Origin of the sequence: Bacteroides sp., from assembly GCF_052357945.1 — a bacterium.
Lineage (GTDB): Bacteria > Bacteroidota > Bacteroidia > Bacteroidales > Bacteroidaceae > Bacteroides.
Window position 1 is genome coordinate 82,076 of the sequence record NZ_DAWCXD010000005.1, and the last position, 26,986, is coordinate 109,061.

Genomic DNA, 26,986 nt, shown 5'->3' on the forward strand with positions numbered 1-26,986 from the left:
TGCAACGTAATCATACGTTTATTTATGACGAGATAGCTGAAAAAACTTATAAAGTAGAAAAGGATGCCCGTAGGGCATCCTTTTCTACTTTAAGATACTTGAGTATATAGCTTATTTAATAATAGTAGACCCAAACCCTGTATATGCATTATCTGGTATAAAGATGCCTTTATCCAAATCCATTGAAGTGAACGGACTATTTGTCAAGCGAAGTAATTGTTCTTCGATTGGGTTGGTAGGCTTAACTGTTGCACCAAAACTATTCCATTTATTTGCTTCGGCAAGTCCATATGCTATATTATCTTTTACATCGAATTCTGGAGTACTTTCTTTTTTATAAATACCACACATTGTAGCGTCACTACTCATATTGGGATCTGCATAGAAAATATTTTTCATGATCGTAATTTTTTTAGTATCATAGAATTTTAGATGGTAGTTCTTTCCCACATAATTTACAATGGTATTATTACAGAAAGACACTTCTGTTTGTTGCTGATCGGGAATTTGCGCAATATTGTGATTCCATGAAAGAATCTGTCCGGCAACTGACGTTTTATTGTATACAATGTTATTGTCGAAAATAAACGATTGCATTGCATCTAAATGGGATGTATTATAGATTTTGAATATTAGAATACCATCGATTGTTGTCTTTAATTGAAAAAGTGAGTTCTTTACATAAATATTCTTGATTGTATATTCTGCTGTATTGTTATAATAAAACTCTTTTTGAATATTAGTTATTTCACAATCTTCGAATACAAAGTCTTCAAAATCAGCTGTAGCATTTGCATTACAGAACATAAATTTATCATTGTTTTCGCTGGCATCAATATTTGTCAGGTCTAATTGTATATTTTTAAATATCAATTTACCAGATCTGAGTTTCCAAAAGAGGTTTGGCTTTAATATAGGTTTACTGTCGCTATATCTTCCAATAATAACAACTGGTCCTGTGATTTCAGCAATAGTTGGCGTATTAAAGTCGTAAGCTCCCTTTTCCAAGAAAATAACAGTTTGTTCTGTCTTTTGATGGATTAGGTTTCTGATATTAGAAGCACTCTCATCAGAACCATCTAATAATATAGCTTCATTTGCTCCTTTGGTTATGGAAACATTTCCAATAGTAATATTTCCATTTGTATTATACTCTGTGTAGAAGTCTTTGGATTGTGGGGTATCTATAATTTTAACCTGAATCTTTGCAATCATAGCATACTTTCCACTTGTTGCCAATATCGCAATATCAGTACTGTTATCAGCTGTTGCACGAGTCATCATCTTTGCGCTTGATGCAGGGGCAGTAACAATCAATACATTTTCTTTTCCAGCTTCCTTAGAGAATTTAGCACTCCATCCTTCTGGAGCAGTAATCATTGTATTTTCTACTCCTCTCATGGTCATGGTAAATTCTTTCGTTTCACCTGCAGAAAACTCTTGTATTTGTTCTAAATCTTCAGCCGCAAAACTACATTCAAAGTCGCTGATGATAGGGATACGTATGGTTGGAGCATCCTCACCCGCAAGTACTAAGACCAGTTCGTTGTTTTCTACTGTTACACTCTTGAAGTTTTTGTCTTCTGCCGGAGCGGAACCGTCACCAGTTGCGCTGACTTTGTCAGTAGTTCCTTCTTTGTATATATATTCATAATTTTTTCCTCCGTCATAGCTAACTTGCCAGTAACCTTCGCTATCTACATTGAATGTGGGAGTTTTACCACTCTCTCCATTAGCCTTCACAGGTTGTCCGTTTACAGTCAGACGCTCCGGAGTTTCATTTTTGTTATAAAGAACAGTCCAGTAGCCTTCTGAATCGATACCGATAATAGGGCATAACAGGTTATTATCGTTTTTCATATATAGATTTACTGTCTTTCCATTGCTCAAAGTGAGTGTGTAAGAATCAGACTTTTCCTCTATATTAGTAATAAATGTTCCTTCATTATAAAGTTCGCGAAGAGCTTCTGTGTTACTATTTATATCACGTACTTGTGTCTCGAGTGCGGTAACGCGCTTTTTCAGTGCGTCTACATCATCTTCCAAATCGTCAATGTTGGTACATGCTACCAGGCATACAGCCAATAACATGAACATACTCCATACTTTTTTCATGATTATATTGTTTTAAAGTTATTATTTTAAAGAGGATAGCCAGGAAGGAACATATCCCAAACGTTTACGTAATTGAGCCTCATAGAGTGAATATGGTTCCACAGCAGTTCCGTTACTTTCGAGTCGCTTCATTTGAGTAGCATCAAAATCTAAAGGACTTCCGTGGAAACCGACAATAATAGGAGGCATAAATTTCCACCAAAAGCCGTTACTATCCCACCAGGTAAATTTACCTTCTGTATCGATGTCCTGGTCTGTTTGTGCATTTGTTGCATAGAAATTCCATATTGTCAGATTCTCCATATGATTAGGCATTTGGGCAGAGTCTCCTCCTTGTCTCCAATGCATGAAACCACCGGAACAGCAGTCGATTAGTGTTGCACGTGGCTGTGTGGCATGTGATTCAAAGCAAGAATCATCTCCCCATCTAACATTCCATATTACAGCACCCATACTTTGCTTTGAAACACCGCAAGCGTGATATTGTCCAACGTTCGTTTTATATTCCATCAATGTGCTTTCACCTTCTCCTTTTCTAAGTGTGTAGCCATTGCTGTTTTCAGTTACTTTTCCAATAAAGATACGGGAAGAAGCCTGTGAACGGATAGAGGCGTGTCCACGATTACCGCCAATAGTGATGTCATAAGCAGAACAGTTGGCAGAACTTGTGATTGACATGGCTTCACTAACACTCTCAAAATTAACCCGGCGCATCCACGAATTGGTTAGACGCACAAAATCGATGAGCTTAAAACCACCATCGTCAATGTCAGAGCCGTGATGAATGAACTTCTCTTTGGCATGTCCTTTGAATGTAAGATCTTCTACACCAACATTGGCATAGTTTGCAAACTTGTGTACTTTCCATCCCCAGTCTTTATTGATGGCATGCATGATAGGCTCTTTGAGGATAACATTGTTACCGTTGATTTTCTCAATCTGATGATATTCGTATATCTGAATCCCTTTTGTCTTGATATTGGGAGTACCGCCTTGCTGTATCTTAATATCTTCCCATTTGTGTGGATATAATTCGGAGTTAATTACATTGTCATCCGTATTTTCCAATACAAGGCATATCCAACTTCCTCCGCTTACTCCTGTTAAACTAGCCGTTATGGTTTTGCTGCCTATCGGAGCATCTTCGGTGATGGTACCGACAGGATCTCCCAATCCTGTATTGTGTTTGAACTCCATCATGACGGGAGCATTCCACATTTCTTCGGTTGGCTTGAGAGAATTATTGGCAGCGGTCATTTCGAGTGTCGTTTTATTTTTTCCGGCTCCTTTTAAAACAATATCACTCATCGATATACGAATCCTACGATCTTTAGAATCCTCATCTTGCAGGATATAGTTTCCTTCGGGAAAGTAGATAATAGCTTTAGCATTTTCTTTGATATATCGGTCGGTCATATTGTTGTCTTCTTGCTTTGTTTGACTCGCTATTTCTTCCAAGACCTTCATGAAAGCTGCTCTGTCAGATTTGCCATCGTTGGGGATAGCTCCATATTTGGGATCTGTAACATCGTATACTTTATATCCTTGCGCTGTTAGCGTTTCTATTTCGGGAGGAGCCATTTCGCCATACTTATATCCGGCGTATGAAAAGTCTAATAACACATTCTGTTGGTCAGCGTTAACAAACTGCTGCCAGGCTTCTGCTCCGGCTTCGCTGGAAAGTTGTTTAACTTCAATAGATACAATACGGATATAATTCTTTGATGAAGTCAGTACAATTTTAATAGTTTCTTCCACATCCTTTGTCGCAGTTGCTTGTGGTGTGATAGTTAACAAGTTCTCGGACAAAAGAACATTCCATCCTTTAGGAGCTTGTACTACGGCTTGCTGTACGTCATTCTGTTCTACTTTATATTCCTTATGATTCTCATTGGGGGCGAAAACCTGCACAGCTTGTTCGCTGTCGGCATCATTGAGACCATAAATTATCAGTCCAAAGGTGTCATCTACCGGAAAGGTATATGTTTTTCCTCCATCGGATAATGTGAATGAGAAAGTGTGGTTTGCCTCATTATATTCTACCTTACTGAATATACTGGTTCCTCCCTGACTTCCACCTTCGGCCTTAGTTCCTAAGCTTGTATACGTTTGTCCATTATCGTAGCTCACTTGCCAATATCCACTGGAGGATACGCTGATTAATGGAGTTGCCACCACATTGCCTTCTTCATCACGGGGCCATGCTGATACTTTCTCTCCATCGGCTCCTGGCAGATATTTGAAATCGGTATCACTACTTGTTTTATATATCCAGTAGCCTTCTTCATCTACTGAAAATTCAGGGACAGACGCCTGTACCGCTTCACTTTCCATGACTTTAATGCTTGTTCCGTCACTAAGTTCCAGCAAATATCCCAGACCATCTTTAGTCGGAGTAATTCCGATAATTACTTTGTTTTTTTGCATAAGGGCTTGCAGACTGGCAAATGAAGTATTCAGTCCTTCCGTTGCTTTTTCCAAAGCAGCGACACGGTCTTTCAGAGAATTGATGTCTGCTTCCAGGTCATCTGTTTTCTGGCACGATTGCATGATTGCCAACATGCTGCAAATACCAAATAGTAATAGGTAGGTAATGCTCCTGTTTTTCATACGTTTATTATTTCGGGTTATTTATAATTTTCACAATGGCAAAGATAACCGGATAAAATAAGAGTATATGGATAAAAAAATTCAGGAATACGATGAAATAATACATTTTACACGCCTCTGTGATAGATTGCGACTTTATGTATTATTAGAGCAGGTCTACCCATTGCTCGTTGCTTAATATAGGTAATGGCTCACTATCGGCAACAAATGTTTCTGCCAGTTTCCGTTTCTCATCTTGTAGGTGAAGAATCTTTTCTTCGATACTGTTTTGGGTAATGAAGCGGTAAGCAATTACTTGCTTGTCCTGCCCGATACGATGGGCGCGGGCGATCGCCTGCGATTCGGCGGCAGGATTCCACCAGGGGTCTATGATAAATACATAGTCGGCTTGGGTCAGATTCAGTCCCACGCCTCCTGCTTTTAGTGAAATCAGGAATGCCTGGACATCTTTTTGATCGGTGAAATGGGCGATTTCGGAAGGACGGTTGTTGGTCGATCCTGTTAATAAGGCATATTTCCAACCCCGTTCGTGGAAAGCTTCGGCGAGCACCTCCAGATGTCTGACGAATGAGGAGAAAATTAAAACTTTGTGGCCTTCACTCTGTAGCGTGTCGAATGTTTCGATTATTTGTGCCGTTTTTCCGGATGTTCCGGTATAGTCGGGAAGGATAAGTTGCGGGTGGCAAGATAGTTGTCGTAAACGTAAGATGCCATTTAATACACTAAACGAATGAAGCCTGTCGGTACTTTGAGGATGCTGAAGAAGGATGTTGCGCAGGCTGTTTTTCTCCTGTTCGTAACAAGTATTCTGTTCTTCAGTCATGTCACAGTAGATGGTCTCTTCGGTAAGTGCCGGAAGTTCCGGAGCTACCTCTTTCTTGCTTCTACGGAGGATAAATGGGGCTGTCAGTTGTTGCAATAATACTTTTGCACGGGCATTCCCCTGACGAATCGGCATTATAAACTGCTTTTGGAAAGCATTTTCCGTACCCAGTAAGTCTGGTTGTATAAAGTGAAATTGAGCCCACAGGTCCTTTAATGAGTTTTCGATGGGAGTACCAGTAAGTACAAGCCGGTGTTTACTTTGTAGTCGAATGGCTGACCGGAAGGTGAGCGATTCGCTATTTTTGATATTCTGGCTTTCATCGAGCACGATGTATTCGAAACGGTATGAACAGAGTATATCAATGTTATTCCTCATCATGCCATACGTCGTAAAGATCAAGTGAAAATGACCGAAGAATTTTTCCGGTTGTTCCTTGTCTATAGACACGGTGTTGTTGTATTCCGCCATCGAGAGTGCTGTGAAGCGTTTGGCTTCCCGTCGCCAGTTATGAAGTAGCGATGTGGGGACAACGATCAGGGTAGCCGGTTGTCTGGGGGTAGATGGTTTATATATATATTGTAATAGAGTAAGAGTTTGGAGTGTCTTCCCAAGCCCCATGTCATCTGCCAGGCATCCGCCAAATCCTTGTTTATGCAAGTGTACCATCCATGAGAATCCTTTCTGCTGATAGGGACGTAATGTTGCTTTGAGGTTTTTGGGTACGGCAACATTTTGTATCTGTTGCTTCACCGGAAATTTCTTTAATTCCTCTTTACCTAAGGCGGTCTGTGCAGCACCAACAAACGTATGTTTCAAGCGGATTCCTTTTTCCGTTTGAATTCCCATCTCTAGTAAATTCGCATATTTGCTGAACCATTCCTCTGGCAGGAGAATCATGCGCCCATCAGGTAACAGATATTCTCTCTTTTCCTCCAGGATATGTTTGCGGAAACGTGAAAAAGGAATACGCAGATTACCGATAACAACGGTGATGTGCAATTCAAACCAGTCGACCTCATCGTCGCAACTTTGCTCGATGCGTATCTCGTCCAGGCAATAAGGTGTGTTTCCCATATTGCTGGTGAGATGGAAGGACTGCTGCAACATCTCCCGATGGCTGTTGATCCATTCGACGATCGTTTTCTCCGGAGCTTCAGGGGATAGGCTGAAATGTGTATCATTGAGTTGTCGCAGGCCTGCATCCGTTAAGAGCTGAACGGCTTGTTCTTCAGCAGTAATGTTCCGGCGAAAAAAGAAGATTTCACCGGATGTTTTCCGATAAATGATTTTTTTCATTTCAAGGGCACTATCCGGTGTAAATGTCTGATCTCGATAACGGAAACCAAGCTGCAATGCTTGTCCGTTGTACGTGGTATCTTCGAATGAGAGAATTGCTTCACAGGGGCATTTCTCTTCCATTATACTCAAACCGTGAGTCTCGATTTCATGATAACGAGCAATCGGGATAACAATGTTATCTATATATTTTTCAATTTGGGAAGCGTCTACGCTGATCGATCTTTTCTTTGTAAAAGGTAAGATGCGTGCGCTTTCAATGTGCGGAAAGAAGTATAGCTCCATTCCCAATAATAACGTGGCTGGTGCGGATGTCAGTACAACCACAGGTTTCAACTCACTTAAAGAGAATGGCTGTCCTTCATAATAGCACTGCAACTGATAACGAAACGTTTTATTGTCAACATGAAACGTTACACGAATTTCTGCATTATGAGGATTTATGTGATAGGCATGATGGGCGTATAGTATTTTACTGCCGGCTTGTTTCTGATAAAAAGGCAGTCCATTGTCGCGTATCAGTGCCAGCATTTCCAACAGCTTCTTTTCGATAGACGGACGGATATCATTTTTAATTCGTTCCGGATCTTCGGATAACTTATGTAGAAAACGCGATACTGTTTTTTCGCGGGAGTAAACGCTCATTAGATGCTTCTCTGTATAATAAGAGGCGATATGAATAGCTTGTCTTTCTGCCTCACTCATCTTGCTCATAGCTTCGGGAGAGGCGTGAAATGCTTGTTCTACTAATTGCAAGGTACCATCGTCCAGCCTTTCCGCAATATAGGGAATCAGCAATATGCCGAGTATCGGATGTTCTGTGAAAACGATTATGACTTGTCCGTTAGTTGGTCTCTCTTTCATTCTCTTTTAGGCTTTAACAGACAAAGATACGGGAAAATACTTAATTTTGCAGCATGATGGAGGAAAACAAACGAGTATTGCTTGGAATGAGCGGCGGTACAGACAGTTCTGTTGCTGCTATGCGATTGCTGGAAGCCGGTTATGAAGTAATCGGAGTAACCTTTCGTTTTTATGAATTGAATGGCTCGACAGAGTATCTGGAAGATGCCCGTAATCTGGCAGAACGTTTAGGAATACGGCATATAACATACGATGCCCGTGAAATATTCAATAAGCAGATTATTGACTATTTTGTGCTGGAGTATCTGGCAGGACGGACTCCGGTCCCTTGTACATTGTGTAATAATTACCTGAAATGGCCTCTGCTTGCTAAAATTGCCGATGAAATGGGTGTTTTCTATATCGCTACCGGACACTATGCACAGAATATACAACTAAATAACACCTTTTATATAACATACGCTGCCGACTCGGATAAGGATCAAACCTTCTTTCTATGGGGATTGAAACAAGATATTCTTTGCAGGATGCTGTTGCCGATGGGGAATATTACGAAAGTGGAAGCCCGTGCCTGGGCTGCGGAACATGGGTTCCGGAAGGTGGCAACTAAAAAGGACAGTATAGGCGTTTGTTTTTGCCCAATGGACTATCGGACTTTTCTGAGAAACTGGTTGGCTCAAAATAGTGCGGCATTGGCAGAAGAAGAGCAGATGATGGGGGAGAATCAAGCATTGGTTGGAGATTGGCAAGTATTGGTTGGAAGCAATCAGGCAGGACTCAATAAAGTGAAACGAGGAAGGTTTGTCGATGAAAAGGGAGATTTTATTGCCTGGCATGAGGGTTATCCTTTTTATACCATTGGACAGAGACGTGGCTTGGGCATTCATTTGAACCGTCCCGTATTTGTGAAAGAGATTAATCCTGAAAAGAACGAAGTAGTATTAGCTTCTCTTTCAGCTCTGGAGAAAACAGAAATGTGGTTGAAAGACTGGAATCTTGTCAATCAGGAGCGTACTTTAGGGCATTCTGACATCATTGTGAAAATACGGTATCGCAAACAGGAAAACCATGCTACGATTACCATTACACCAGATCATCTACTGCATGTGCAACTTCATGAGCCTTTAACCGCCATTGCTCCGGGACAAGCTGCTGCATTCTATAAAGATGGCTTATTATTGGGAGGAGGGATAATAGTCAACGCCCGGTAATTAGCCGACATAACTAAGGCACGGATTATGCGAATTACATGGATAAGGTTTATTCTCTTTCCGTGTTTATCCGTGTAATCCGTGCCTGGAAGAAATTGGAGAGGTGCTTCGAAACGCTCTCCTTGTACAAGCAATCTCTGTAATAAGGATAACTTGTGTCGGTTATGTCTTGGTTTTTGGTTATTCTTTCGAAGGAATGCTGTCATTCAGCGCTAACATTGTTTCTATATATTCGCGCGTATTGCTTAATCTGGGGACTTTGTGTTGTCCTCCCAACTTTCCTCTCTGTGCCAGCCAATCATGGAATAATCCCTCACGGGCAACGATTACTTCCAATGGTTGCAGAGCTATATCTTTCCATCGTTTCGCCTCATAATCGGAGTTAACTTCCTTCAGTGTGGCATCAAGTATCGCTGCAAATTTTTCTACTGAATCCGGCATCTTAGCAAACTCTATTAACCACTGGTGCCGGCATTTGGCATTCTCATCCATAAACACAGGTGCCGCGGTGTATTCACTAACTTGCGCTCCGGTTTCGGCACAAGCCTTTGCCAATCCTTTTTCAGCATTATCGACAATCAGTTCTTCGCCAAATGCGTTGATGAAATGCTTCGTTCTTCCTGTGATGACAAACTTATAGGGATTCTTACTGGTAAACTTCACTGTATCCCCAATCATGTATCTCCATAAACCACAAGAAGTAGAAATAACCATTGCATAGTTCTTGTTGAGCTCGACTTCTTCAAGACAATAAGCTCGTGGACTCTCTTTTCCTACTTCCTCCAGCGGAACAAATTCGTAGAAGATTCCATAGTCGATCATTAATAACATGGCAGGATCGGAGAGGTCGTTTTGAGTTCCAAAATATCCTTCCGAAGCATTATAAGTCTCTACATAATGCATCTTCGGTGTTTGAATCACCTGCTTGTATTGCTCACGATAAGGAGTGAAAGCCACTCCACCGTGGAAGAAAACTTCCAGGTTGGGCCATACTTCTTCCAAAGTCTGTTTTCCTGTCTTTTCAAGAACACGTTTGATAAGTACCAGCATCCACGACGGTACACCGGACAGGCTTGTCACATTTACCGGAATAGTGCTGTTGGCGATTGCTTCTATTTTGGTCTCCCATTCGCTCATCAATGCAATTTTCTTGCTGGGTACACGAATGAAATTGATAAGCGGATTCACATTCTGAATCAGAATAGCGGATAAATCTCCTACTAAACTATGGTTGGAGTTGAGGTTCGGACTATGGCTACCCCCAAGAATCAGTCCCTTGCCGGAGAAAAAATGGCTATTCGGATTGATGCGGAAATAAAGAGCTGCCGCATCTTTTCCTCCTCTGTAATGAATGTCTTCCAGTGCCTCTTTGCTGACGGGAAGGAATTTACTTTTATCATTAGTCGTTCCGGAGGATTTTGCAAACCAGCGTATCTCCGATGGCCAAAGCAGATTCTGTTCCCCGGCTCGCAAACGTTCTACATAAGGTTTGATTTCTTCGTATGTTTGGATAGGAACACGTTTTCGGAAATCTTCATAGTTACGGATAGAGGAGTAATCGTACTTTCTTCCCCATTCAGTCTGAGCGGCCTGGTGTATTAAGCGACTTAACACACGATGCTGTATCTCACTAGCCTGACTAGCATATAGGTCTATCTGTTTTAAACGGGAATCGAAAGTCTTACTAATAATTTTTGTAATATTCATTTCTGCTTTAACATAATAATGTTTAGTCGTGCAAAAGTAACTTATTTATCTTTTTTTTCTATCTTTACGACGGAAATAATCGTTAAAAATTGACGACTTTCATAGAATACCCGAGTTTTAGACTAAAAAATGCGACAATGAGAATTGGAATCTTAACATCCGGCGGGGACTGTCCCGGTATCAATGCCACCATTCGTGGCGTGTGCAAAACTGCCATCAATTATTATGGGATGGAAGTGATAGGCATTCACAGTGGTTTTCAGGGATTGCTGACCAAAGATGTCGAATCTATTACAGACAAGTCGCTTTCCGGGCTACTGAATTTGGGTGGAACGATGCTAGGAACCTCTCGCGAGAAGCCTTTCAAAAAAGGAGGCGTTGTCTCTGATGTTGACAAACCGTCTTTAATTCTTCAGAATATCCATGAAATTGGGCTGGATTGTGTCGTTTGTATCGGTGGAAATGGAACGCAGAAGACTGCAGCCAAGTTTGCTGCAATGGGAGTTAACATCGTATCTGTTCCTAAAACCATTGATAATGATATTTGGGGCACGGACATCTCTTTTGGTTTCGACTCGGCGGTAAGTATTGCTACCGATGCCATTGACCGTCTACATTCCACCGCAAGCTCTCATAAAAGGGTGATGGTGATTGAAGTGATGGGGCATAAAGCCGGTTGGATTGCTTTGTATTCCGGTATGGCAGGAGGAGGGGATGTGATTCTTGTCCCTGAAATCGCTTATAACATTAAGAATATCGGTAATACGATTCTGGAAAGACTAAAGAAAGGCAAACCCTATTCTATTGTAGTGGTAGCGGAAGGAATTCAGACTGACGGGCGTAAACGTGCTGCTGAATATATCGCGCAGGAAATTGAATATGAAACCGGTATAGAAACCCGCGAAACAGTTTTGGGGTATATCCAACGTGGTGGTTCGCCTACTCCTTTCGACCGCAATCTTTCTACCCGCATGGGCGGGCATGCAACAGAATTGATAGCCAATGGTCAATTCGGGCGTATGGTGACTTTAAAAGGAGACGATATAGCATCTATTCCTCTTGAAGAAGTTGCAGGAAAACTGAAATTGGTTACTGAAGATCACGATTTGGTGATTCAGGGTCGTCGCATGGGGATTTGTTTTGGTTAGTTGCCGGAGCTTCTGTGTCCTGCACTGTGGAAATCTCATCGACGAGGATGTTTTCTTCTGAAACATTCTCTGTTTCCGTTTCAGTAGCAGTTGCAGAATGTTGTGTTTTAATCTCCTCGATGGTTGACATAAATGTCAGTTCCTTTACCTTCTTTATAGCCATCTGGGCGGCATTCTGTTGAGACTCCTTCTTGGAATACCCCGTACCTGTTCCTGCCGGAAGTCCTTCAATACGTACTTCAGTTTGGAATACAGGGTTACTGTCATGATCGAGAAACTGCTCGATTAATTCAAAGGAAACCTCCATTTTGTTCTTTTGGCTCCACTCGATAAGCTTGGATTTGAAGTTAACCTCTTTCCGGGATATTTTATCCAGATCGATATAACGGTTAATGATCCGTTGCTCCATAAACTGTTTACAACGTTCGTACCCCTGATCCAGATAAATAGCTCCGATAAATGCCTCAAAGGCGTTTCCGTACATGTAGCTGTTGTGAGAAGAAGAGCGGGTAGAATACTTGATGAGCTTATCCAGGCCGATTTCAACGGCCAACTTGTTCAACGTCTCTCGTTGTACGATCTTGGAACGTGTATTGGTTAGGAAACCTTCCCGTTTCCCTTCGAAACGTTTGTAGACAATATCTCCCACAATGGCGTCGAGGATGGCGTCACCTAAAAACTCCAGCCGTTCATTGTTGAGGGGACGTCCCTTGTCGGAGCGGACAGAAGTCGATTTGTGCAGGAGAGCCTGCTCATAAAGCTGGATATTGCGCGGGTAGAACCCAAGTATCCGGTAAAAACAAAGATAAGACTCTCTATCCTTGCGGAACAAGAGCCTTATCTTATCTATTTCGTTACGTAACACGATATTACTCTGCGTATTTCTTGAAGATAACGCACGCATTGTGACCACCAAATCCAAATGTATTGGACAAGGCAACATTAACTTCGCGTTTCTGTGCTTTATTGAACGTGAAATTAAGGTTGTAGTCGATATTCTCGTCGTTGTCACCTTCTTCGTGGTTGATAGTCGGAGGAACAATGCCGTTCTTAATGGCAAGGATGCTTGCAATAGATTCTACCGCACCGGCAGCTCCCAGCAAGTGACCTGTCATTGATTTGGTTGAACTGATGTTCAACTCGAATGCATGATCACCGAATACTTCCTTGATTGCTTTTGCTTCTGAAATATCACCAACCGGAGTAGATGTACCGTGTACATTGATATAATCTACTTCTTTCGGATCCATTTCCGCATCTTCCAATGCATTCATCATCACCAGTTTCGCTCCCAGACCTTCCGGATGAGAAGCAGTCAAGTGATGTGCATCTGCAGACATACCTACACCGGCAACTTCTGCATAGATTTTTGCACCACGAGCTTTAGCGTGTTCCAGTTCTTCCAGGATCAAGCAACCGCCACCTTCGCCCATAACGAAACCATCGCGGCTTGCGCTAAACGGACGTGAAGCTTTAGAAGCTTCGTCGTTGCGTGTTGACAAGGCGTGCATAGCGTTGAAACCGCCTACACCTGCCGGGAAGATCGCTGCTTCCGAACCACCGGATACAATTACATTTGCTTTGCCCAAACGAATCAGGTTGAAAGCATCTGCAATAGCATTGGTTGAAGTAGCACATGCTGAACAAGTCGCGTAGTTAGGACCATGGAAACCATACATGATAGAAATCTGTCCGGCTGCAATATCCGAAATCATCTTTGGAATGAAGAACGGATTAAACTTCGGACCCATTTCCTGACGAGTGTAGTAGTTGCCTACCTCTTCTTCAAATGTATGTATACCACCAATACCGGCGCCGAAAATAACACCGATTTTGTTCAAGTCTTCTTTCTCGACGTCAAGACCGGAATCACTCACCGCTTCTTTAGCAACAGCGATGGCATATTGAGTATACAAGTCCATCTTTCTTGCTTCTTTGCGGTCTATGTATTTCGTTGCATCGAAGTCTTTCACTTCGCATGCGAATTGGGTCTTGAATAACGACGCATCAAAATGAGTAATAGGCCCTGCTCCACTAACCCCGTTCACAATGTTTTCCCAAAATTCGGGAACGCTGTTGCCAACGGGAGTAATGGCGCCAAGGCCTGTTACTACCACTCTTTTTAATTCCATATTGATGAAATCGAATTACTTAGCGTGTTCTTCGATATAAGATACAGCATCACCTACAGTACCAATCTTTTCTGCTTGGTCATCAGGAATAGAGATACCGAATTCTTTTTCGAATTCCATGATAAGTTCTACAGTGTCAAGAGAATCTGCTCCCAGGTCGTTAGTGAAGCTTGCTTCGGTTGTAACTTCTGATTCTTCTACGCCTAATTTATCAACGATAATCGCTTTTACTCTTGATGCAATTTCAGACATAACTTTAAGTTTTTAATTAATAATTAGTTTTATTTCTTTAAATTTGCGGTGCAAAGGAATGAATATTTATCGTTTTGCGCAAATATTTGACTAAATAAATGCAATGTTTTGCACATTTTTCACTGTTTTGTGCATCGAATTTGAGAGTTATGAAGAAAAACATCGCAATTTTCGCTTCCGGTTCCGGCTCAAATGCTGAGAATATTATCCGGTATTTCCAAAAAAACGATTCCGTTCAGGTTTCGTTGGTGCTTTCTAATAAGAGTGACGCCTATGTTTTGGAACGTGCGCATCGCTTGGGAGTGCCTTCTAACGTGTTTCCAAAGGAGGATTGGATAGCCGGAGATGAAATTTTGGCTATTCTGCAGGAGTACCGCATTGATTTTGTCGTGCTGGCTGGCTTTCTGGTTCGTGTGCCTGATTTACTTTTGCATGCTTATCCCGATAAAATTATAAATATACATCCTGCTCTTCTGCCGAAGTTTGGAGGCAAGGGGATGTATGGTGACCGGGTTCATGAAGCGGTAGTGGCTGCCGGTGAGAAAGAAAGCGGCATTACTATACATTATATAAATGAGCATTACGACGAAGGAAATACGATTTTTCAAGCTACTTGCCCTGTTCTTTCGACTGATTCTCCGGATGATGTAGCTAAGAAGGTGCATGCTTTGGAATATGAACACTTCCCTCAAATCATAGAACAAGTACTAAATAATAAGAATTAAGTATCAGGTATTAAGTATTACGTCGTACAGATAATCCTTTGACAGAATTTTATTAAATTTTTCGGTCAATGCGATTAATGTTTGATACTTACTTGAAACTTAATACCTAATACTTAATAATGTATGCTTTCTCTTCTCTCCGCAAAGGATAATCGCCGCGTAGGGTTTCGAATAGCTCCGGTTGATTTTTTAGCCGGTTGCTGTCTTCGGTTGGATTATACATTTGGAGGACTGCTTCTTCGTGGTTTTTTGCATGAATAATGGGGGAGACAGGTGCGGGTGCGTTAATTTCATAATCCCCTTTTATTTGGAAAAATTTGCAGATGGCATCCAATGACATACGTGTGGCGTTTGCTTTTCCATCTGCAGAGTAACCTGCAATGTGAGGAGTTCCGATAAATGTCTTTTCCAATAGATCACGGTTGATTTCCGGTTCATGCTCCCATACGTCGATGATGGCATCCGAAATCATCCGGCTGTTCAAGGCTTTTAAAAGAGCATCAGTCTGGATGACTTCTCCTCGTGAGGTATTGATGATAACAGGCTTCCGTTTGAGTGACTGAAAGAAAACTTCATCCGCCAAGTGGAACGTTTTATACTTTCCTTCCTTATATAAAGGTACGTGAAAAGTGATGATGTCACACTCTTCCGCTATTTTCTCCAGTGAAGAGAATCGTTCTGCACCTTCTTTTTTTTCCCGTGGCAAATCATTCAATAAAACACGCATGCCAAAATCCTGGGCAACTTTAGCTACCTTACTCCCGACATTTCCTACTCCTATGATTCCAATCGTCAGTTCATTCAGTCTTTTATTCCTGACGGACTTCCATACAAGAAGCGATGACTGTATATATTGGGCGACAGAAGCCGAATTACATCCCGGTGCATTCGTCCATTCGATACCGGCCTGTTTGCAATACTCCGTATCAATATGGTCGAAACCTATGGTTGCCGTCGCTATGAATTTCACTCGACTACCTTCCAATAAATCCCGGTTGCAATGTGTGCGGGTACGGACAATAAGTGCGTCCGCATCCCGTACGAGCTCCGGAGTGAAATCTTTCCCCGGTGCATAAACTACCTCATCGGCTATTCTCTGCACCGCTTCTTTTATATAAGGTATTTTATTGTCGATAATAATTTTCATATACAATTCATCTTTTATACCCACAAAGGTATCAAATAAAAAAGTAAGAAACGGTTGCTTGTCTGAAAAATATTACATAGATTTGCCCTATTATATATCTATTAGCTAGTTAAGATTATGACATTTAGTAACCTTTGCAACGAGATTTTTTGGAAATCGACAACAGATTACCATGTAACGGATAGTGTGGATGCTCCGATGAACAATCCTTACGAGTTGAAAACTATTGAGTATTATTTATATCTAAAGAACTGGATTGATGCTGTGCAATGGCATTTTGAGGATATTATCCGTGACCCGCAGATTGATCCGGTAGAAGCATTGGCCTTGAAAAGAAGAATTGATAAATCAAATCAGGACCGTACAGACCTGGTGGAATTAATTGATAGCTACTTTTTAGACAAATACAAAGAGGTAAAACCTCTCTCTGACGCAACGATCAATACGGAAAGCCCTGCATGGGCAATTGACCGCTTGTCAATTCTTGCATTGAAAATTTACCACATGCAGCAGGAGGTGGAACGTACGGACACTACCGAGGAACACCGTGCTCAATGCCAGACTAAGTTGAATATCCTGCTGGAACAACGCAAAGACCTTTCTACGGCTATTGAACAGCTGTTGGCTGATATCGAAGCCGGAAGAAAATATATGAAAGTATATAAACAGATGAAGATGTATAATGACCCGGCATTAAATCCGGTGCTTTATGCGAAAAAATAACGAATGGCGCGTATTCTCATTATTCGTTTTTCAGCTCTTGGCGATGTAGCCATGACAATCCCGGTAATACATTCGCTGGCTGTGCAATACCCGCAGCATGAAATAACAGTGTTAAGTCGTGCTGTATGGCAGCCACTCTTTCAGGGGTTGCCTGCCAATGTGGGTTTTGTCGGAGCTGATTTAACAGGCAAGCACAAGGGGCTTTGGGGCTTGAATAGCCTTTATTCGGAATTGAAAGCAATGCATTTTGATTACATTGCTGATTTTCATCATGTACTTCGTTCTAAGTATTTATGTTTGCGATTCCGTCTTGCCAATAAACCGGTAGCTTCCATTTGTAAAGGAAGGGCAGGCAAAAAGAAGCTGGTTCGCCGTCATGATAAGGTGATGGAAAATCAGAAGAGTTCTTTTCGTCGTTATGCCGATGTACTTGAGAAGCTAGGTTTACCGGTACTATTAAATTTCTCTTCTATTTATGGCGAAGGAAAAGGAAACTTTGCGGAAATAGAACCAGTCACAGGGCCTAAAGAAGATCAAAAGTGGATTGGTATAGCTCCTTTTGCCAAACATGCAGGTAAGATTTATCCGTTTGAACTGCAGGAGCAAGTTATAGCACATTTTGCTGCCAATCCCAAAGTAAAGGTTTTCCTCTTTGGAGGCGGTAAAAGCGAGCAGGACGTATTTGATGCATGGATTGCTAAATATCCTTCTGTCGTTTCAATGATCGGTAAACTGAATATGCGTACCGAACTGAATCTGATGAGCCATCTGGACGTGATGCTTTCAATGGATTCTGCCAATATGCATTTGGCATCCCTGGTCAATATTCCGGTTGTCTCTATTTGGGGAGCCACCCATCCTTATGCCGGTTTTATGGGTTGGAAACAATTGCCGGTCAATACCGTGCAACTCGATTTGTCATGCCGTCCCTGTTCTGTATATGGTCAGAAGCCTTGCTGGCGAGGTGATTATGCCTGTTTGAGGGATATAAAGCCGGAGCAGGTCATTGCGAAAATAGAAGGGCTTGTAGATTAATCCTTGCTGAAGTTCAAATTAGCTGTTTATTGAGCCGAAAGAGCGTAGAATCAAATAATGATGAAAGAGATACAACGAAAGAAAAAGGTACTGATAGATCTTACGAATTATGGTAGTCTCACAGCCGGCTTCGGGCAGATTGCGGCCAACTATGCAACCGCCTTTTCGTCTATGCCGGTAGATGATCTTCATTTTGTATATTTATTGCGGCAGAAATATATGCAGGAATTTGGTCCGAATGTGACCTCTGTTCCGGTACGTCGTATCAATAAGTTTTTTCCTTTTACCCTTCCCAAGGTAGATGTATGGCATGCGGTGAATCAACAGCGCAAGATGTTGCGTATTGCCGGTGGTACAAAGTTTATCTTTACTATACACGACTTTAATTTCTTAACAGAGAAAAAGCCCTGGAAGGCGAAAATGTATCTTCGCCGGATGCAGAATAAGGTCAATAAAGCAGCGGTCGTGACTACGATCTCTCATTATGTGGCAGATGTCATTCGGCAGCATGTAGATTTGAAAGGGAAGGAGATCCGGGTCATCTATAATGGAGTGGAGAGAATCGATACATTGGAAGGAATAAAGCCGTCGTTTGCTACAGGGCGTCCTTTCTTTTTTACGATTGGACAAATCCGTAGAAAAAAGAACTTCCATCTCTTGGTTGACGTAATGCGTCATTTCCCGGAATATGATCTATATATTTGTGGCGATGCTCATTTTGCTTATGCTGAAGAAGTGCGCAATCTGATCCGTGAGAATCAGCTCACTAATGTCTTTTTGACGGATGTTATTTCTCAAAGCGAGAAGATATGGTTATATCGGAACTGTGAGGCATTCCTGTTTCCTAGTGAGGGAGAAGGCTTTGGATTGCCGGTGGTGGAAGCTATGCAATTTGGGAAGGCTGTATTTGCTGCTAATCGCACTAGTTTGCCGGAAGTTTGTAATGGACACGCTATCATGTGGGAACATTTGGATACAGAATCTATGGTGGAAAGTATCCGGGAGCATCTACCTGATTTTTATAAAGATAAGGAACGCTTGGAGAAAATCAAGGAACATGCCGCTTCATTCAGTTACGAGAAGCATATACAAGCCTACCTTGATTTATATCGGGAGTTAGCTCAATTGCCTTAGTATTGGAATCAATTGCTCGTATACCTTTTCGGGAGTAATTAATGCAAAACGCTCCTCATAGGGTAATGTCGCCTGTTGTTCCGGTGGAAGAATGTCGTCAGGACTAATTCCTTCGGCGAGTACGGAATTGGCGGGTAACCACATTGACTTTGACGCACTTGGTGAATAAATGGCAAATGAAGGAACTCCAAGGGCTTGGGCGATGTGTCTGGCTCCTCCTTCGTTCCCGAAGTAAAATGAACAGTTGGCACAAAGCGCTGCCAGTTGTCGTAATGAAGAAGCTTGTATATCGATCTTGATACGTTCCGGACATCCTAATTCCTTGTAGATATTTCTGGCATCTTCTTCTTCGTACCCCGGCGCGTAGTTGAAGATCATTTGTATGTCCTTGTATTCCTCTAATATTCTTTTCAGTGTGGCTACCATGAACTCCGTATTCCATTTCTTATGGATGAGTTTGGTTGTGACTCCTATTAATAACACAGGGCGTGCAAAATCAATCCCTTCCTTTTCCATATAATATCGGAAATCATCTTTTTCCCGGTCAGTCAGATATAACTTGAATTCTTTTGTGTATTGAATAGGTCTGATCTTTTCTAATGGTGCTGCAAGCAATAGATTGCGTTGTACCATGTCAGTTGTCAGATTCTTACTGTAAGTGTCTGTCCGGTAGTTCAGTAGAAAATGTGTATATCCTTTGATACGTCCTATCCGGAAAGGAGTTTTTAATGAAAAAAGAGAGAAAAAAAGAGTCCGGATAGTAGAGCGCATATCTATGATTACATCGTATCTGTTTTTATGCATTACCTGCCATACTTTTTTTATATAAGCAGTGAATGGTTTATTCTCATTCTTGTCAAATGTAATGACTTTATCTATATCCGGATGCCCCTCATAGAGTGGAGCAATATTTTTATTAAGCACGAAGTGTATCTCTGCATCGGGAAAACTTTTTTTCAGCGTGCTGCACAATGCAACAGCCAGAATTGAGTCGCCTATTTGTCTAAATCGAATAATTAGAATTCTTTTGATTGGTTTCATGCTTAAACTTCCTTATGCTTTTTATCGTGCAAACATAACTAAAAAAAAGCATTTATGTCTAAATATAAATGAAAAGAAAAAAGAAAAAATGACTAAAGCGGTTCGTAACAGGACTTATATGTAGAGCGAGTTAGCCAATCTTTGTGAGAAAAGAGAAAAATATAGTCGGAATATGGCCTAATTTCTTTATCTTTGCTCAATCTTTGTAATTAGTATTATATAGGAGAGTGTAATGAGAGTGATTGTAAATCCCAAGTACGCACATTTGCAGAAGGAGATAGAAGAAATTCCAAGGTCCTTCCAGAAAGAAAGAGATGTGGTGTATGATGGTCGTAATGTTTTAAAACGAATTGGCTTGGGCAGTATTGATGTTGTGGTGAAGAGCTTTAAGAAGCCTCACATCATCAACCGCGTTGTATATTCGTTTTTCCGGCAATCAAAAGCAGAACGTTCCTATATTTATTCTATGGAGATCCAACAGCATGGTTTTGACACTCCGGAGCCAGTGGCTATGATTGAACAATTTCAGAATGGTCTTCTTTCACATAGCTATTATATTTGTTGTTATGATGGTGGCGAAACTGTCCGTTCCCTGATGGATGGGAAAGTAGAGGGAAATGAAGATAAACTTTCTGCTTTTGCGCGCTACACTGCTGCTTTGCATCAGGCAGGTATTCTCCATTTGGACTATTCTCCCGGTAATATACTGATTCATCAGAATGAAACGAATGAATACAGTTTCTCTCTGGTCGACGTGAATCGCATGCAGTTGCTATCGGATATTGATTGTGATATGGTATGCCGTAATATGTGCCGTTTGTGTATTTCGCGTGAGGTACTGACTTACATCATGACAGAATATGCTTCTTTGCGTGGATGGGACGTCGAATCTACGGTCAGTCTGGCCCTTCGTTACAGCGATCAGTTTTTTACTCATTATATTTATCGTCGTGCGGCACGGAAAGAGAAAGAAAAGCATATTGTATCCCTGATTTTATTCTTCCGTTTATACCGTTCCGTACGTAAATTCTTTTCTTGGGAACCGCATATCTCACGTTTCTTATTGAAAAAGGAAAAGCATATCTATGATACATACCTGTGCAAGTATGATTATTGTGAATTGCTTTCTGCTGATTATCAATGATTACTTCTTACTTCCGCGCATCACTACACTGCGGATTTTATGCCTGAAAAACCCTTTTTGATTAATATATGTGCAGTTATGTTTGTCCAGAAATGCAGAGATAACTTCTTCGTCATCACGCAAGTGGTATGTGCAAATGGCAAAATCCAGCTTCTGGCAATTCTGGAATAAGTTATTGCATCCGGCCAATGCGTGCCGTTCGGCTCCTTCTATATCCATTTTAAGAAATAGATGTTCATTCGTCTGGTTGTTGAAGAAATCATCTAGTGTTTGCTCTCTCGAAGAATTATGGTCACTCACATACTTCTGGACAATCGTCACTTTATCCTGCCATGGTTCGAAGGTAGCTCTGATGGCTTCCAACCATTGCTCGTCCTGCTCAAACAAATAAACATGTTTGGCTTCTTCGATAATTTCCAATGATGAATATCCTTCGGCACAACCGACATCCACAAATACTTTCCCTGTCACTTCTTTAACGCTGTTGAAGTAATGGTGCGGTGAGCGCCTGTCTTGTTCCATACTCAAAGCCCTATAATATTTTTGAATTTTCTTGGCTGGAGTGCTTTTTCTGAAATAGAGTCGCTTCTTTTCTTTTTGAACATAGTATAAGCCTTTTTCCTCATCTTTCTGTACATCAACAGGCATATTGGCGTATTCATCCTTGAATTCATACAGGTGTCTTGAATATCCATGTTCTTTAATATATTCATAGTATTTCAGATAAGGAGAGCCAGGCTTATATCCTTTCATGAAATAATATGGGAGAGTGCCATATATAAATTTCTTTATTGTATGTTTAAGTACGTTCATTTCATTAGTTTCTTGTAGATGTTTAAGATTTCTTCCGCTTGCTTTTCTTCAGAGAATCTTTTGGCAAATTTTTGCCCCTTTTCAATCATCTCCTTTTTTCTTTCAGTATCGGAGTATATCTGTTTGAAAGCATTGGCCATTCCTTTGATATCGTCAGGATGTACATAGATAGAGTCGGGACCTCCGGCTTCTTCCAGGCAAGATCCTGTAGCGGCCACTACCGGAATACCGGAGTATAGAGCTTCTATAATGGGAATACCAAAACCTTCGAAACGGGAAGGGTATACAAAAATTTCTGCTAACTGATAAAAAACCGGCAGATCATCAAAAGGAACATTGCTGATGATATGTACCCTTTCTTCCAGCTTATTCTCCTTAATGAAACGTTCAATCTTATCAGTATATTCCGTGTGGCGTCCTACAATGACGAGATGAATCTGTTCAGGAAGCATCATTAGTGCCTGCACCGCTGAAAGGGCGTTTTTGCGTTCTTCAATACTTCCTACGTTAAGGATATAGTGATCCGGTAGCTGATATTTAGCCCGGATTTCTCTTTTCTTCTCTGCTGCTACAGGATGTATGAATGAAGGATCACATCCCTGATAAACAACTTCTATCTTATCGGCGGGAATCCTGAAATACTCAATAATATCACGCTTGGTACATTCGCTGATAGCAATGATTTTATCGGCATTTTCGCAAGCTTTACGGAATTTGTATGTGTATATTTTCCTGTCGATCGAATGGTAATACTGCGGATAGCGCAGAAAGATCAGATCGTGAATCGTTACAATACTTTTTACCTCGCTTTGATGTATATTCAGGGGCAACTCATTACTAAGTCCGTGGAATATATCGATTTTTTCTTTTTCCAGTTGTTGGGTAACGCCCCATACTCGCCACAATGAACTTAACTTTTTCCAGGAAGAAGTAGTGGGATAAGAAAGCTGTAGTTGCTGATACTGCTTCGTTAATTTGTCCAGCCTCTTGTTTTCCCGTTTCTTGGGGGCATACAGCACATATTCATTCTCCGGATAGAATTGGCATAGAATATCCACTATATAGCGGCTATAATTACCCAGACCGGTGAAATTCTGTACTGCACGTTTTCCGTCAAAACCTATTCTCATTTCTTCTTCTTACCTTTATGTGATTATAATTAGACTTCAAAATTCCGATAAGGTTTATTCAAGTCTAAATAATGGAAATTATGTTGTCTTTGTCCACTTTGTTTAGGTATGGTCATATAATCTCCATATTTCTGTGACAGATAAGCGTCGTATTTCTGTACTCCCCATACTTCTTCATCTTCAAACCGGATAGGAGTGGGAGTGCCCAGGATATCCTTCGACATGATTCCTTTCATTCCATCATCATAATCGCAGACTAATGCGCATTGGTCGAAATCGTATTTCTTCATCACCTTCCTGATGCTTTCCTGTGCTCCGGTAAGGGTAAAAAACTTTCTGCATAATAGCGGTATCCATGAACTGGGACCTTTCCCATGTTTGTATGGATCGCGATGAATAAGATAAAGTACTCGTTTGTAGAACTCATACTTCGCAAAATGCATTCTTTGCGCCATACGGCTTTCCGGAACTCCATCTAGTGGAAATATATCAATATATACACCTCCCAGATATTTGAGATGCATACGCTCGATTAAGGTTGTGTTGGCATCCTGCACCTTTGCGAACGGAAGAGGATATTCCTTATCATTCTCAGCGCATACCGCTTCGTAAGGTTCCGGTAACCATTCTTTGGCATTAGCCATTAGTAAGTCATAATCAGCTCTTGGCATTCCGATATCCAAATCATCATCCCAGGGGATGAATCCTTTGTGGCGCACAGCTCCCAGCATGGTGCCTGCCATGATGTAATATCGCAGATTATGTTCTTTGCAAACTTTGTCAACAGCTAATAAGTTCTTTAATATGCGAAGCTGTAGAGGGCGGATGTCGTAATTAGCCATTCTATCTGATTTTAATTAATAAAGACTGGCTGGAATCAGCTTCTGTGCCTGTTGAAAGTCTTCTACTGTGTCCAGCTCGGCCGAGAAGAACTCGGTGGTGTCCATAACGTAAAAACTATATCCTTGCGGAATCAGTCTCTCAAAAGCCCGTTCGTAGAATATATTATCCAGTCCTTCGGTAGTAATCATAATTTCCAGTTCCCGGAATAGCGCTTTGGTATATTCAGCTGACATCTTTTCAATGCCGATAGATTCTCCGATAGCATCGGATATCGAGCAGACTTTGCTGATTTCAACGACCTTTTGTGCGTCGTCCACGATGACTTTTATTTCTTCTGCTCCGAGCTCATGACGATTCAGTGCCAATATGTCATCCTTATCCGAATGAAGCAGTTTCTCTACAATCTGCGGATCAAATACAATATCGCTGTCTAATAACAAGATCTCCTGCCCATCTGTATAGGAACGGGTGAGCCATAATGAATAGATATTGTTGGTTGATTCATACCTGTCATTATAGATGAAAGTAATATCTTGGGTTGGATAATGTGCCTGTAGGAAATCAACGATTTGCTGCTGGCGATACCCGGTGACAATGATGAACTCATCAAATCCGTTTTGTATCAGAGCATCAAAAGCTCTTTCCAAAAGGCATCGTTCTCCTATTTTGAGAAGACATTTGGGCGTCGTATCGGTCAGCGGGCGTAAGCGTGAAGCTATTCCTGCGGCTAATATTACTGCTTTCATTTGGATGCTATTTCTTTGATTGTATCTATAACGATCCGGTTCTGCTCTGGGCGTCCCAATGTGATACGCAAATGAGTATTGATATCCGGTTCATTCATAAACTTCACTTTATAACTCTGTTCAGCAAAAGCCTTTTGTAAAGCCTCTTTCAGTTCTATCGGGTATTTGATTAAAATAAAATTGGCAACCGATTCATATACTTTGAATCCGGGTAACACGCCGATTTCCTTTTCGTAACGCTCACGGTCTTCGTTCATCAGTTTGGCGATGTTTCGATAGTGTGCGTCCGATTTAAGAGCCGCAATGGCGATATCTTCGGATATCCGGTTATATCCCAGATATTTATTGCTGTATCTGCTGAATTTTTCCAGCTCCTTACTCATGAATCCGAATCCCATACGTAAACCGGGCAATCCATAAAACTTGGATAAAGTACGGGAAATAATCAAATTCGGATATTTATTAACCAGCTTTTTGATATAACTGGTATCAGTTGAAACAAAAGAAGCGTATGCTTCGTCTATCAATACCACTGTTTGACTGGGTACTTCTGCAAGCAGTTCATCCAATTCTTTCGGAGTTAAACCATTGCCGGTAGGGTTATTGGGAGAAGCTAGTAAAAGAATCTTCGGATTCTCTTTCTGAATCATATCTTTTAGCGTCTCAAAGTCATATTTAAAAGTATTTCCGTCTTCGTAGAGAGGATATTGCAAAGTATGGCCATTCACCTCATCTGCAATTGATTTATAATACCACCATGAGAACTTGGGAATCAACATCGTTTTATTTCCATCTTCTTGAGTCAGGAAGTAGTGTACAGCTTGCTTCAGAATATCTTCTCCGCCGTATCCTAATAAGACTTGTGTTTCATCTATATCATAAAGTTCGGATAAGAAAACAGATAATATACTTTTCTTTCCTTCATCATAAATGCGGGTATAAAAACAAAGTTTATTTATATCGAAGTTTTTTAAAGCTTCTACTACTTCTTTTGATGGACTGTAGTTAAATTCGTTTCGATCTAAAAAGTTCAAATTCTTTTCCATATTAGTTTTGTATGATTCCTTTATCGCACCAGGTTAGCTTCCTGACTTTCGTCTCGTTCAAAATACTGCGGTTGTTGCTCAAATTATCCGTTCCATGTAGCTCATGATAAAGATGGAACACAATTCCCGCAAATTTAATGGTACGCTTGCGTACACCGCTATTGATGAGACGGCACACTAACTCATGATCTTCACTTCCCCATCCGGTAATAGCTTCATTGTACCCATTGACTTTTAATAAATCCTCTTTCCAAAAAGCCATATTGCATCCTCTGGAATATGAAATATCCCATTGGCGATAATGCTGAAGTAGTGGGCTTAGCCAAGGCAAATGTACTCCGTTGATTGTGTTTTTAGTACCTTTGTCGTGAATAGAGATAATGCAGTTCCTTTCTGCCAGCATCTTTTGGGTTAAACCTTCCCGGATTAATACACGGCTACCGGTTACGAAACTGCCTTTTTTAGCAAAATGTACATGATCTTTGACGAAATCTTTGTGTAAGACGATATCCCCGTCAATTTGTATAATATATTCTTTAGATGCTTTCGCAATAGCTTTGTTGCGGATGGAGGCCAGTCTGAAGCCTAGATCCTCATGCCAAACATGAATAATGGGGACTTCGGAAGAAGTAGCCAATTGATGAATTAGCTCTCCTGTATCTTCTTTAGAACCATCATCGGCAATGATAATTTCATCAGGAAGGAGAGATTGACGTAGCACGCTTTTAACGCATAATTCTAATGCGTCGCTTCTATTATAGGTGGATATAATTAGCGATGTACTTATGTTGCTCGCCATGGGTTTATTCATATAATTATTACTAAGTTAGTTAAATAGTTAAGGGGGCTTGCACTAAAATTCTACAAATGTATACATTTTATTTGGTTGTGACAAGCATTGAGAGCTTTTTCAAGGTAGCTGCATCAGATTTTATGATTCTTTTTTTCTGTTCTGGAATTAATAAGTATACATACAAGTTCGTTATCTTTGTATCCCAGGCGAGTCACCTTTTCATTATAACCATTGGATTTGTATAAATCTTCTTTCCAAAAGGCCGTATTACATTCTATTATATGTAAAATATCATTGGCAATACTTCTCTTGTAAATGACTAAGAATAAAGGGGGGCTTCTCTCGTGTTTTTAGGAAGTATTGAACTGGAAATTTTGTAAATGGAAATGATATTTTCTAAGAAACTTATAGTGTACTATTTGTTAATAGTTTTTTCCGCTTAAGCTCTGCTCTTTTTGTATTTATGACTTTTAATTAGATACTGAATGCTAAAAGGAAGTTTTAG

At 40.9% G+C, this 26,986-nt stretch carries 22 protein-coding genes; 7 read left to right on the plus strand and 15 right to left on the minus strand.

The features are described 5' to 3' along the window. Positions 1-111 precede the first annotated feature (111 nt). The 3 genes from ACT8YW_RS02745 to ACT8YW_RS02755 form a co-directional block, all read right to left on the minus strand. Positions 112-2,115: a PL29 family lyase N-terminal domain-containing protein gene (locus ACT8YW_RS02745; protein WP_444103913.1), complete on the minus strand. Its 2,004-nt coding sequence runs from the start codon at positions 2,113-2,115 to the stop codon at positions 112-114. Positions 2,116-2,136: 21 nt separating this feature from the next. Next, positions 2,137-4,725, minus strand: a complete 2,589-nt coding sequence (locus ACT8YW_RS02750; protein WP_444103914.1) for a DUF4955 domain-containing protein — start codon at positions 4,723-4,725, stop codon at positions 2,137-2,139. Positions 4,726-4,870: 145 nt separating this feature from the next. After that, complete coding sequence (locus ACT8YW_RS02755; RefSeq protein ID WP_444103915.1) at positions 4,871-7,711, minus strand: DEAD/DEAH box helicase; 2,841 nt, start codon at positions 7,709-7,711, stop codon at positions 4,871-4,873. A gap of 53 nt (positions 7,712-7,764) precedes the next feature. Between ACT8YW_RS02755 and mnmA the strand changes: the two genes are divergently transcribed. Then, positions 7,765-8,922 (plus strand): tRNA 2-thiouridine(34) synthase MnmA, encoded by a 1,158-nt coding sequence (gene mnmA, locus ACT8YW_RS02760; RefSeq protein WP_444103917.1) that lies wholly within the window; start codon positions 7,765-7,767, stop codon positions 8,920-8,922. A gap of 180 nt (positions 8,923-9,102) precedes the next feature. On the opposite strand, the gene ACT8YW_RS02765 is transcribed toward mnmA, so the two are convergent. Then, on the minus strand, positions 9,103-10,629 hold the full coding sequence (locus tag ACT8YW_RS02765) for a GH3 auxin-responsive promoter family protein (protein WP_444103918.1): 1,527 nt from the start codon (positions 10,627-10,629) through the stop codon (positions 9,103-9,105). Between the two features lie 137 nt (positions 10,630-10,766). Between ACT8YW_RS02765 and ACT8YW_RS02770 the strand changes: the two genes are divergently transcribed. After that, positions 10,767-11,777 carry an ATP-dependent 6-phosphofructokinase gene (locus ACT8YW_RS02770; protein ID WP_444103919.1) on the plus strand — a complete coding sequence of 337 codons (1,011 nt, stop codon included), beginning with the start codon at positions 10,767-10,769 and terminating at the stop codon, positions 11,775-11,777. Here the strand turns inward: ACT8YW_RS02770 and rnc are convergent. The 3 genes from rnc to ACT8YW_RS02785 are packed head-to-tail and all read right to left on the minus strand — an operon-like array spanning position 11,719 to position 14,161. After that, positions 11,719-12,681 carry a ribonuclease III gene (rnc, locus tag ACT8YW_RS02775; RefSeq protein WP_444103920.1) on the minus strand — a complete coding sequence of 321 codons (963 nt, stop codon included), beginning with the start codon at positions 12,679-12,681 and terminating at the stop codon, positions 11,719-11,721. The two genes, ACT8YW_RS02770 and rnc, sit on opposite strands and share 59 nt — an antisense overlap. After that, a complete protein-coding gene (gene fabF / locus ACT8YW_RS02780) occupies positions 12,647-13,909 on the minus strand; it encodes a beta-ketoacyl-ACP synthase II (RefSeq protein ID WP_287646376.1) in 1,263 nt (420 codons plus the stop codon). Before fabF ends, rnc begins: the two co-directional genes overlap by 35 nt. Before the next feature lie 15 nt (positions 13,910-13,924). Next, positions 13,925-14,161 carry an acyl carrier protein gene (locus tag ACT8YW_RS02785; protein WP_002558672.1) on the minus strand — a complete coding sequence of 79 codons (237 nt, stop codon included), beginning with the start codon at positions 14,159-14,161 and terminating at the stop codon, positions 13,925-13,927. A 98-nt stretch (positions 14,162-14,259) separates the two neighbouring features. Between ACT8YW_RS02785 and purN the strand changes: the two genes are divergently transcribed. After that, positions 14,260-14,886, plus strand: a complete 627-nt coding sequence (purN, locus tag ACT8YW_RS02790; RefSeq protein WP_004307440.1) for a phosphoribosylglycinamide formyltransferase — start codon at positions 14,260-14,262, stop codon at positions 14,884-14,886. A 106-nt stretch (positions 14,887-14,992) separates the two neighbouring features. On the opposite strand, the gene pdxB is transcribed toward purN, so the two are convergent. Continuing rightward, positions 14,993-16,033 (minus strand): 4-phosphoerythronate dehydrogenase PdxB, encoded by a 1,041-nt coding sequence (pdxB, locus tag ACT8YW_RS02795; RefSeq protein WP_259025822.1) that lies wholly within the window; start codon positions 16,031-16,033, stop codon positions 14,993-14,995. Between the two features lie 117 nt (positions 16,034-16,150). On the opposite strand from pdxB, the gene ACT8YW_RS02800 reads away from it, so the two are divergent. The 3 genes from ACT8YW_RS02800 to ACT8YW_RS02810 are packed head-to-tail and all read left to right on the plus strand — an operon-like array spanning position 16,151 to position 18,925. Beyond that, complete coding sequence (locus tag ACT8YW_RS02800) at positions 16,151-16,756, plus strand: DUF4254 domain-containing protein (protein ID WP_004324325.1); 606 nt, start codon at positions 16,151-16,153, stop codon at positions 16,754-16,756. A gap of 3 nt (positions 16,757-16,759) precedes the next feature. Next, the gene (locus ACT8YW_RS02805) at positions 16,760-17,791 is read left to right on the plus strand and encodes a glycosyltransferase family 9 protein (protein WP_444103922.1); all 1,032 of its coding nucleotides are present in this window, start codon (positions 16,760-16,762) and stop codon (positions 17,789-17,791) included. Between the two features lie 57 nt (positions 17,792-17,848). Beyond that, positions 17,849-18,925: a glycosyltransferase family 4 protein gene (locus ACT8YW_RS02810; RefSeq protein ID WP_287768878.1), complete on the plus strand. Its 1,077-nt coding sequence runs from the start codon at positions 17,849-17,851 to the stop codon at positions 18,923-18,925. Here the strand turns inward: ACT8YW_RS02810 and ACT8YW_RS02815 are convergent. Beyond that, complete coding sequence (locus ACT8YW_RS02815) at positions 18,908-19,966, minus strand: glycosyltransferase family 9 protein (RefSeq protein ID WP_444103924.1); 1,059 nt, start codon at positions 19,964-19,966, stop codon at positions 18,908-18,910. The genes ACT8YW_RS02810 and ACT8YW_RS02815 overlap by 18 nt on opposite strands. Positions 19,967-20,198: 232 nt before the next feature. Between ACT8YW_RS02815 and ACT8YW_RS02820 the strand changes: the two genes are divergently transcribed. Further along, entirely contained in the window at positions 20,199-21,110 is a 912-nt protein-coding gene (locus ACT8YW_RS02820; protein ID WP_004298299.1) for a lipopolysaccharide kinase InaA family protein, read from the plus strand. Here ACT8YW_RS02820 and ACT8YW_RS02825 read toward each other — a convergent pair whose 3' ends face one another. The 6 genes from ACT8YW_RS02825 to ACT8YW_RS02850 are packed head-to-tail and all read right to left on the minus strand — an operon-like array spanning position 21,111 to position 26,499. Then, on the minus strand, positions 21,111-21,923 hold the full coding sequence (locus ACT8YW_RS02825) for an FkbM family methyltransferase (RefSeq protein WP_004298298.1): 813 nt from the start codon (positions 21,921-21,923) through the stop codon (positions 21,111-21,113). Next, positions 21,920-23,053 (minus strand): glycosyltransferase family 4 protein, encoded by a 1,134-nt coding sequence (locus ACT8YW_RS02830; protein WP_444103926.1) that lies wholly within the window; start codon positions 23,051-23,053, stop codon positions 21,920-21,922. The genes ACT8YW_RS02825 and ACT8YW_RS02830 overlap by 4 nt, the downstream gene beginning before the upstream one ends. 29 nt (positions 23,054-23,082) lie before the next feature. Further along, positions 23,083-23,895, minus strand: a complete 813-nt coding sequence (locus ACT8YW_RS02835) for a LicD family protein (RefSeq protein ID WP_004298296.1) — start codon at positions 23,893-23,895, stop codon at positions 23,083-23,085. A 15-nt stretch (positions 23,896-23,910) separates the two neighbouring features. Further along, positions 23,911-24,642: a phosphocholine cytidylyltransferase family protein gene (locus tag ACT8YW_RS02840; protein WP_004298295.1), complete on the minus strand. Its 732-nt coding sequence runs from the start codon at positions 24,640-24,642 to the stop codon at positions 23,911-23,913. Then, positions 24,639-25,688, minus strand: a complete 1,050-nt coding sequence (locus ACT8YW_RS02845) for a pyridoxal phosphate-dependent aminotransferase (RefSeq protein WP_004298294.1) — start codon at positions 25,686-25,688, stop codon at positions 24,639-24,641. The genes ACT8YW_RS02840 and ACT8YW_RS02845 overlap by 4 nt, the downstream gene beginning before the upstream one ends. 1 nt (position 25,689) lies before the next feature. Further along, positions 25,690-26,499 carry a glycosyltransferase family 2 protein gene (locus ACT8YW_RS02850; protein ID WP_444103927.1) on the minus strand — a complete coding sequence of 270 codons (810 nt, stop codon included), beginning with the start codon at positions 26,497-26,499 and terminating at the stop codon, positions 25,690-25,692. Between the last annotated feature and the right edge of the window lie 487 nt (positions 26,500-26,986).

Coding starts and splice junctions, on each gene's coding strand:
- ACT8YW_RS02745 (WP_444103913.1), bottom strand. CDS start 2,115: ATGAAAAAAGTATGGAGTATGTTCATGTTATTGGCTGTATGCCTGGTA.
- ACT8YW_RS02750 (WP_444103914.1), bottom strand. CDS start 4,725: ATGAAAAACAGGAGCATTACCTACCTATTACTATTTGGTATTTGCAGC.
- ACT8YW_RS02755 (WP_444103915.1), bottom strand. CDS start 7,711: ATGAAAGAGAGACCAACTAACGGACAAGTCATAATCGTTTTCACAGAA.
- mnmA (WP_444103917.1), top strand. CDS start 7,765: ATGATGGAGGAAAACAAACGAGTATTGCTTGGAATGAGCGGCGGTACA.
- ACT8YW_RS02765 (WP_444103918.1), bottom strand. CDS start 10,629: ATGAATATTACAAAAATTATTAGTAAGACTTTCGATTCCCGTTTAAAA.
- ACT8YW_RS02770 (WP_444103919.1), top strand. CDS start 10,767: ATGAGAATTGGAATCTTAACATCCGGCGGGGACTGTCCCGGTATCAAT.
- rnc (WP_444103920.1), bottom strand. CDS start 12,681: ATGCGTGCGTTATCTTCAAGAAATACGCAGAGTAATATCGTGTTACGT.
- fabF (WP_287646376.1), bottom strand. CDS start 13,909: ATGGAATTAAAAAGAGTGGTAGTAACAGGCCTTGGCGCCATTACTCCC.
- ACT8YW_RS02785 (WP_002558672.1), bottom strand. CDS start 14,161: ATGTCTGAAATTGCATCAAGAGTAAAAGCGATTATCGTTGATAAATTA.
- purN (WP_004307440.1), top strand. CDS start 14,260: ATGCAATGTTTTGCACATTTTTCACTGTTTTGTGCATCGAATTTGAGA.
- pdxB (WP_259025822.1), bottom strand. CDS start 16,033: ATGAAAATTATTATCGACAATAAAATACCTTATATAAAAGAAGCGGTG.
- ACT8YW_RS02800 (WP_004324325.1), top strand. CDS start 16,151: ATGACATTTAGTAACCTTTGCAACGAGATTTTTTGGAAATCGACAACA.
- ACT8YW_RS02805 (WP_444103922.1), top strand. CDS start 16,760: ATGGCGCGTATTCTCATTATTCGTTTTTCAGCTCTTGGCGATGTAGCC.
- ACT8YW_RS02810 (WP_287768878.1), top strand. CDS start 17,849: ATGATGAAAGAGATACAACGAAAGAAAAAGGTACTGATAGATCTTACG.
- ACT8YW_RS02815 (WP_444103924.1), bottom strand. CDS start 19,966: ATGAAACCAATCAAAAGAATTCTAATTATTCGATTTAGACAAATAGGC.
- ACT8YW_RS02820 (WP_004298299.1), top strand. CDS start 20,199: ATGAGAGTGATTGTAAATCCCAAGTACGCACATTTGCAGAAGGAGATA.
- ACT8YW_RS02825 (WP_004298298.1), bottom strand. CDS start 21,923: ATGAACGTACTTAAACATACAATAAAGAAATTTATATATGGCACTCTC.
- ACT8YW_RS02830 (WP_444103926.1), bottom strand. CDS start 23,053: ATGAGAATAGGTTTTGACGGAAAACGTGCAGTACAGAATTTCACCGGT.
- ACT8YW_RS02835 (WP_004298296.1), bottom strand. CDS start 23,895: ATGGCTAATTACGACATCCGCCCTCTACAGCTTCGCATATTAAAGAAC.
- ACT8YW_RS02840 (WP_004298295.1), bottom strand. CDS start 24,642: ATGAAAGCAGTAATATTAGCCGCAGGAATAGCTTCACGCTTACGCCCG.
- ACT8YW_RS02845 (WP_004298294.1), bottom strand. CDS start 25,688: ATGGAAAAGAATTTGAACTTTTTAGATCGAAACGAATTTAACTACAGT.
- ACT8YW_RS02850 (WP_444103927.1), bottom strand. CDS start 26,499: ATGAATAAACCCATGGCGAGCAACATAAGTACATCGCTAATTATATCC.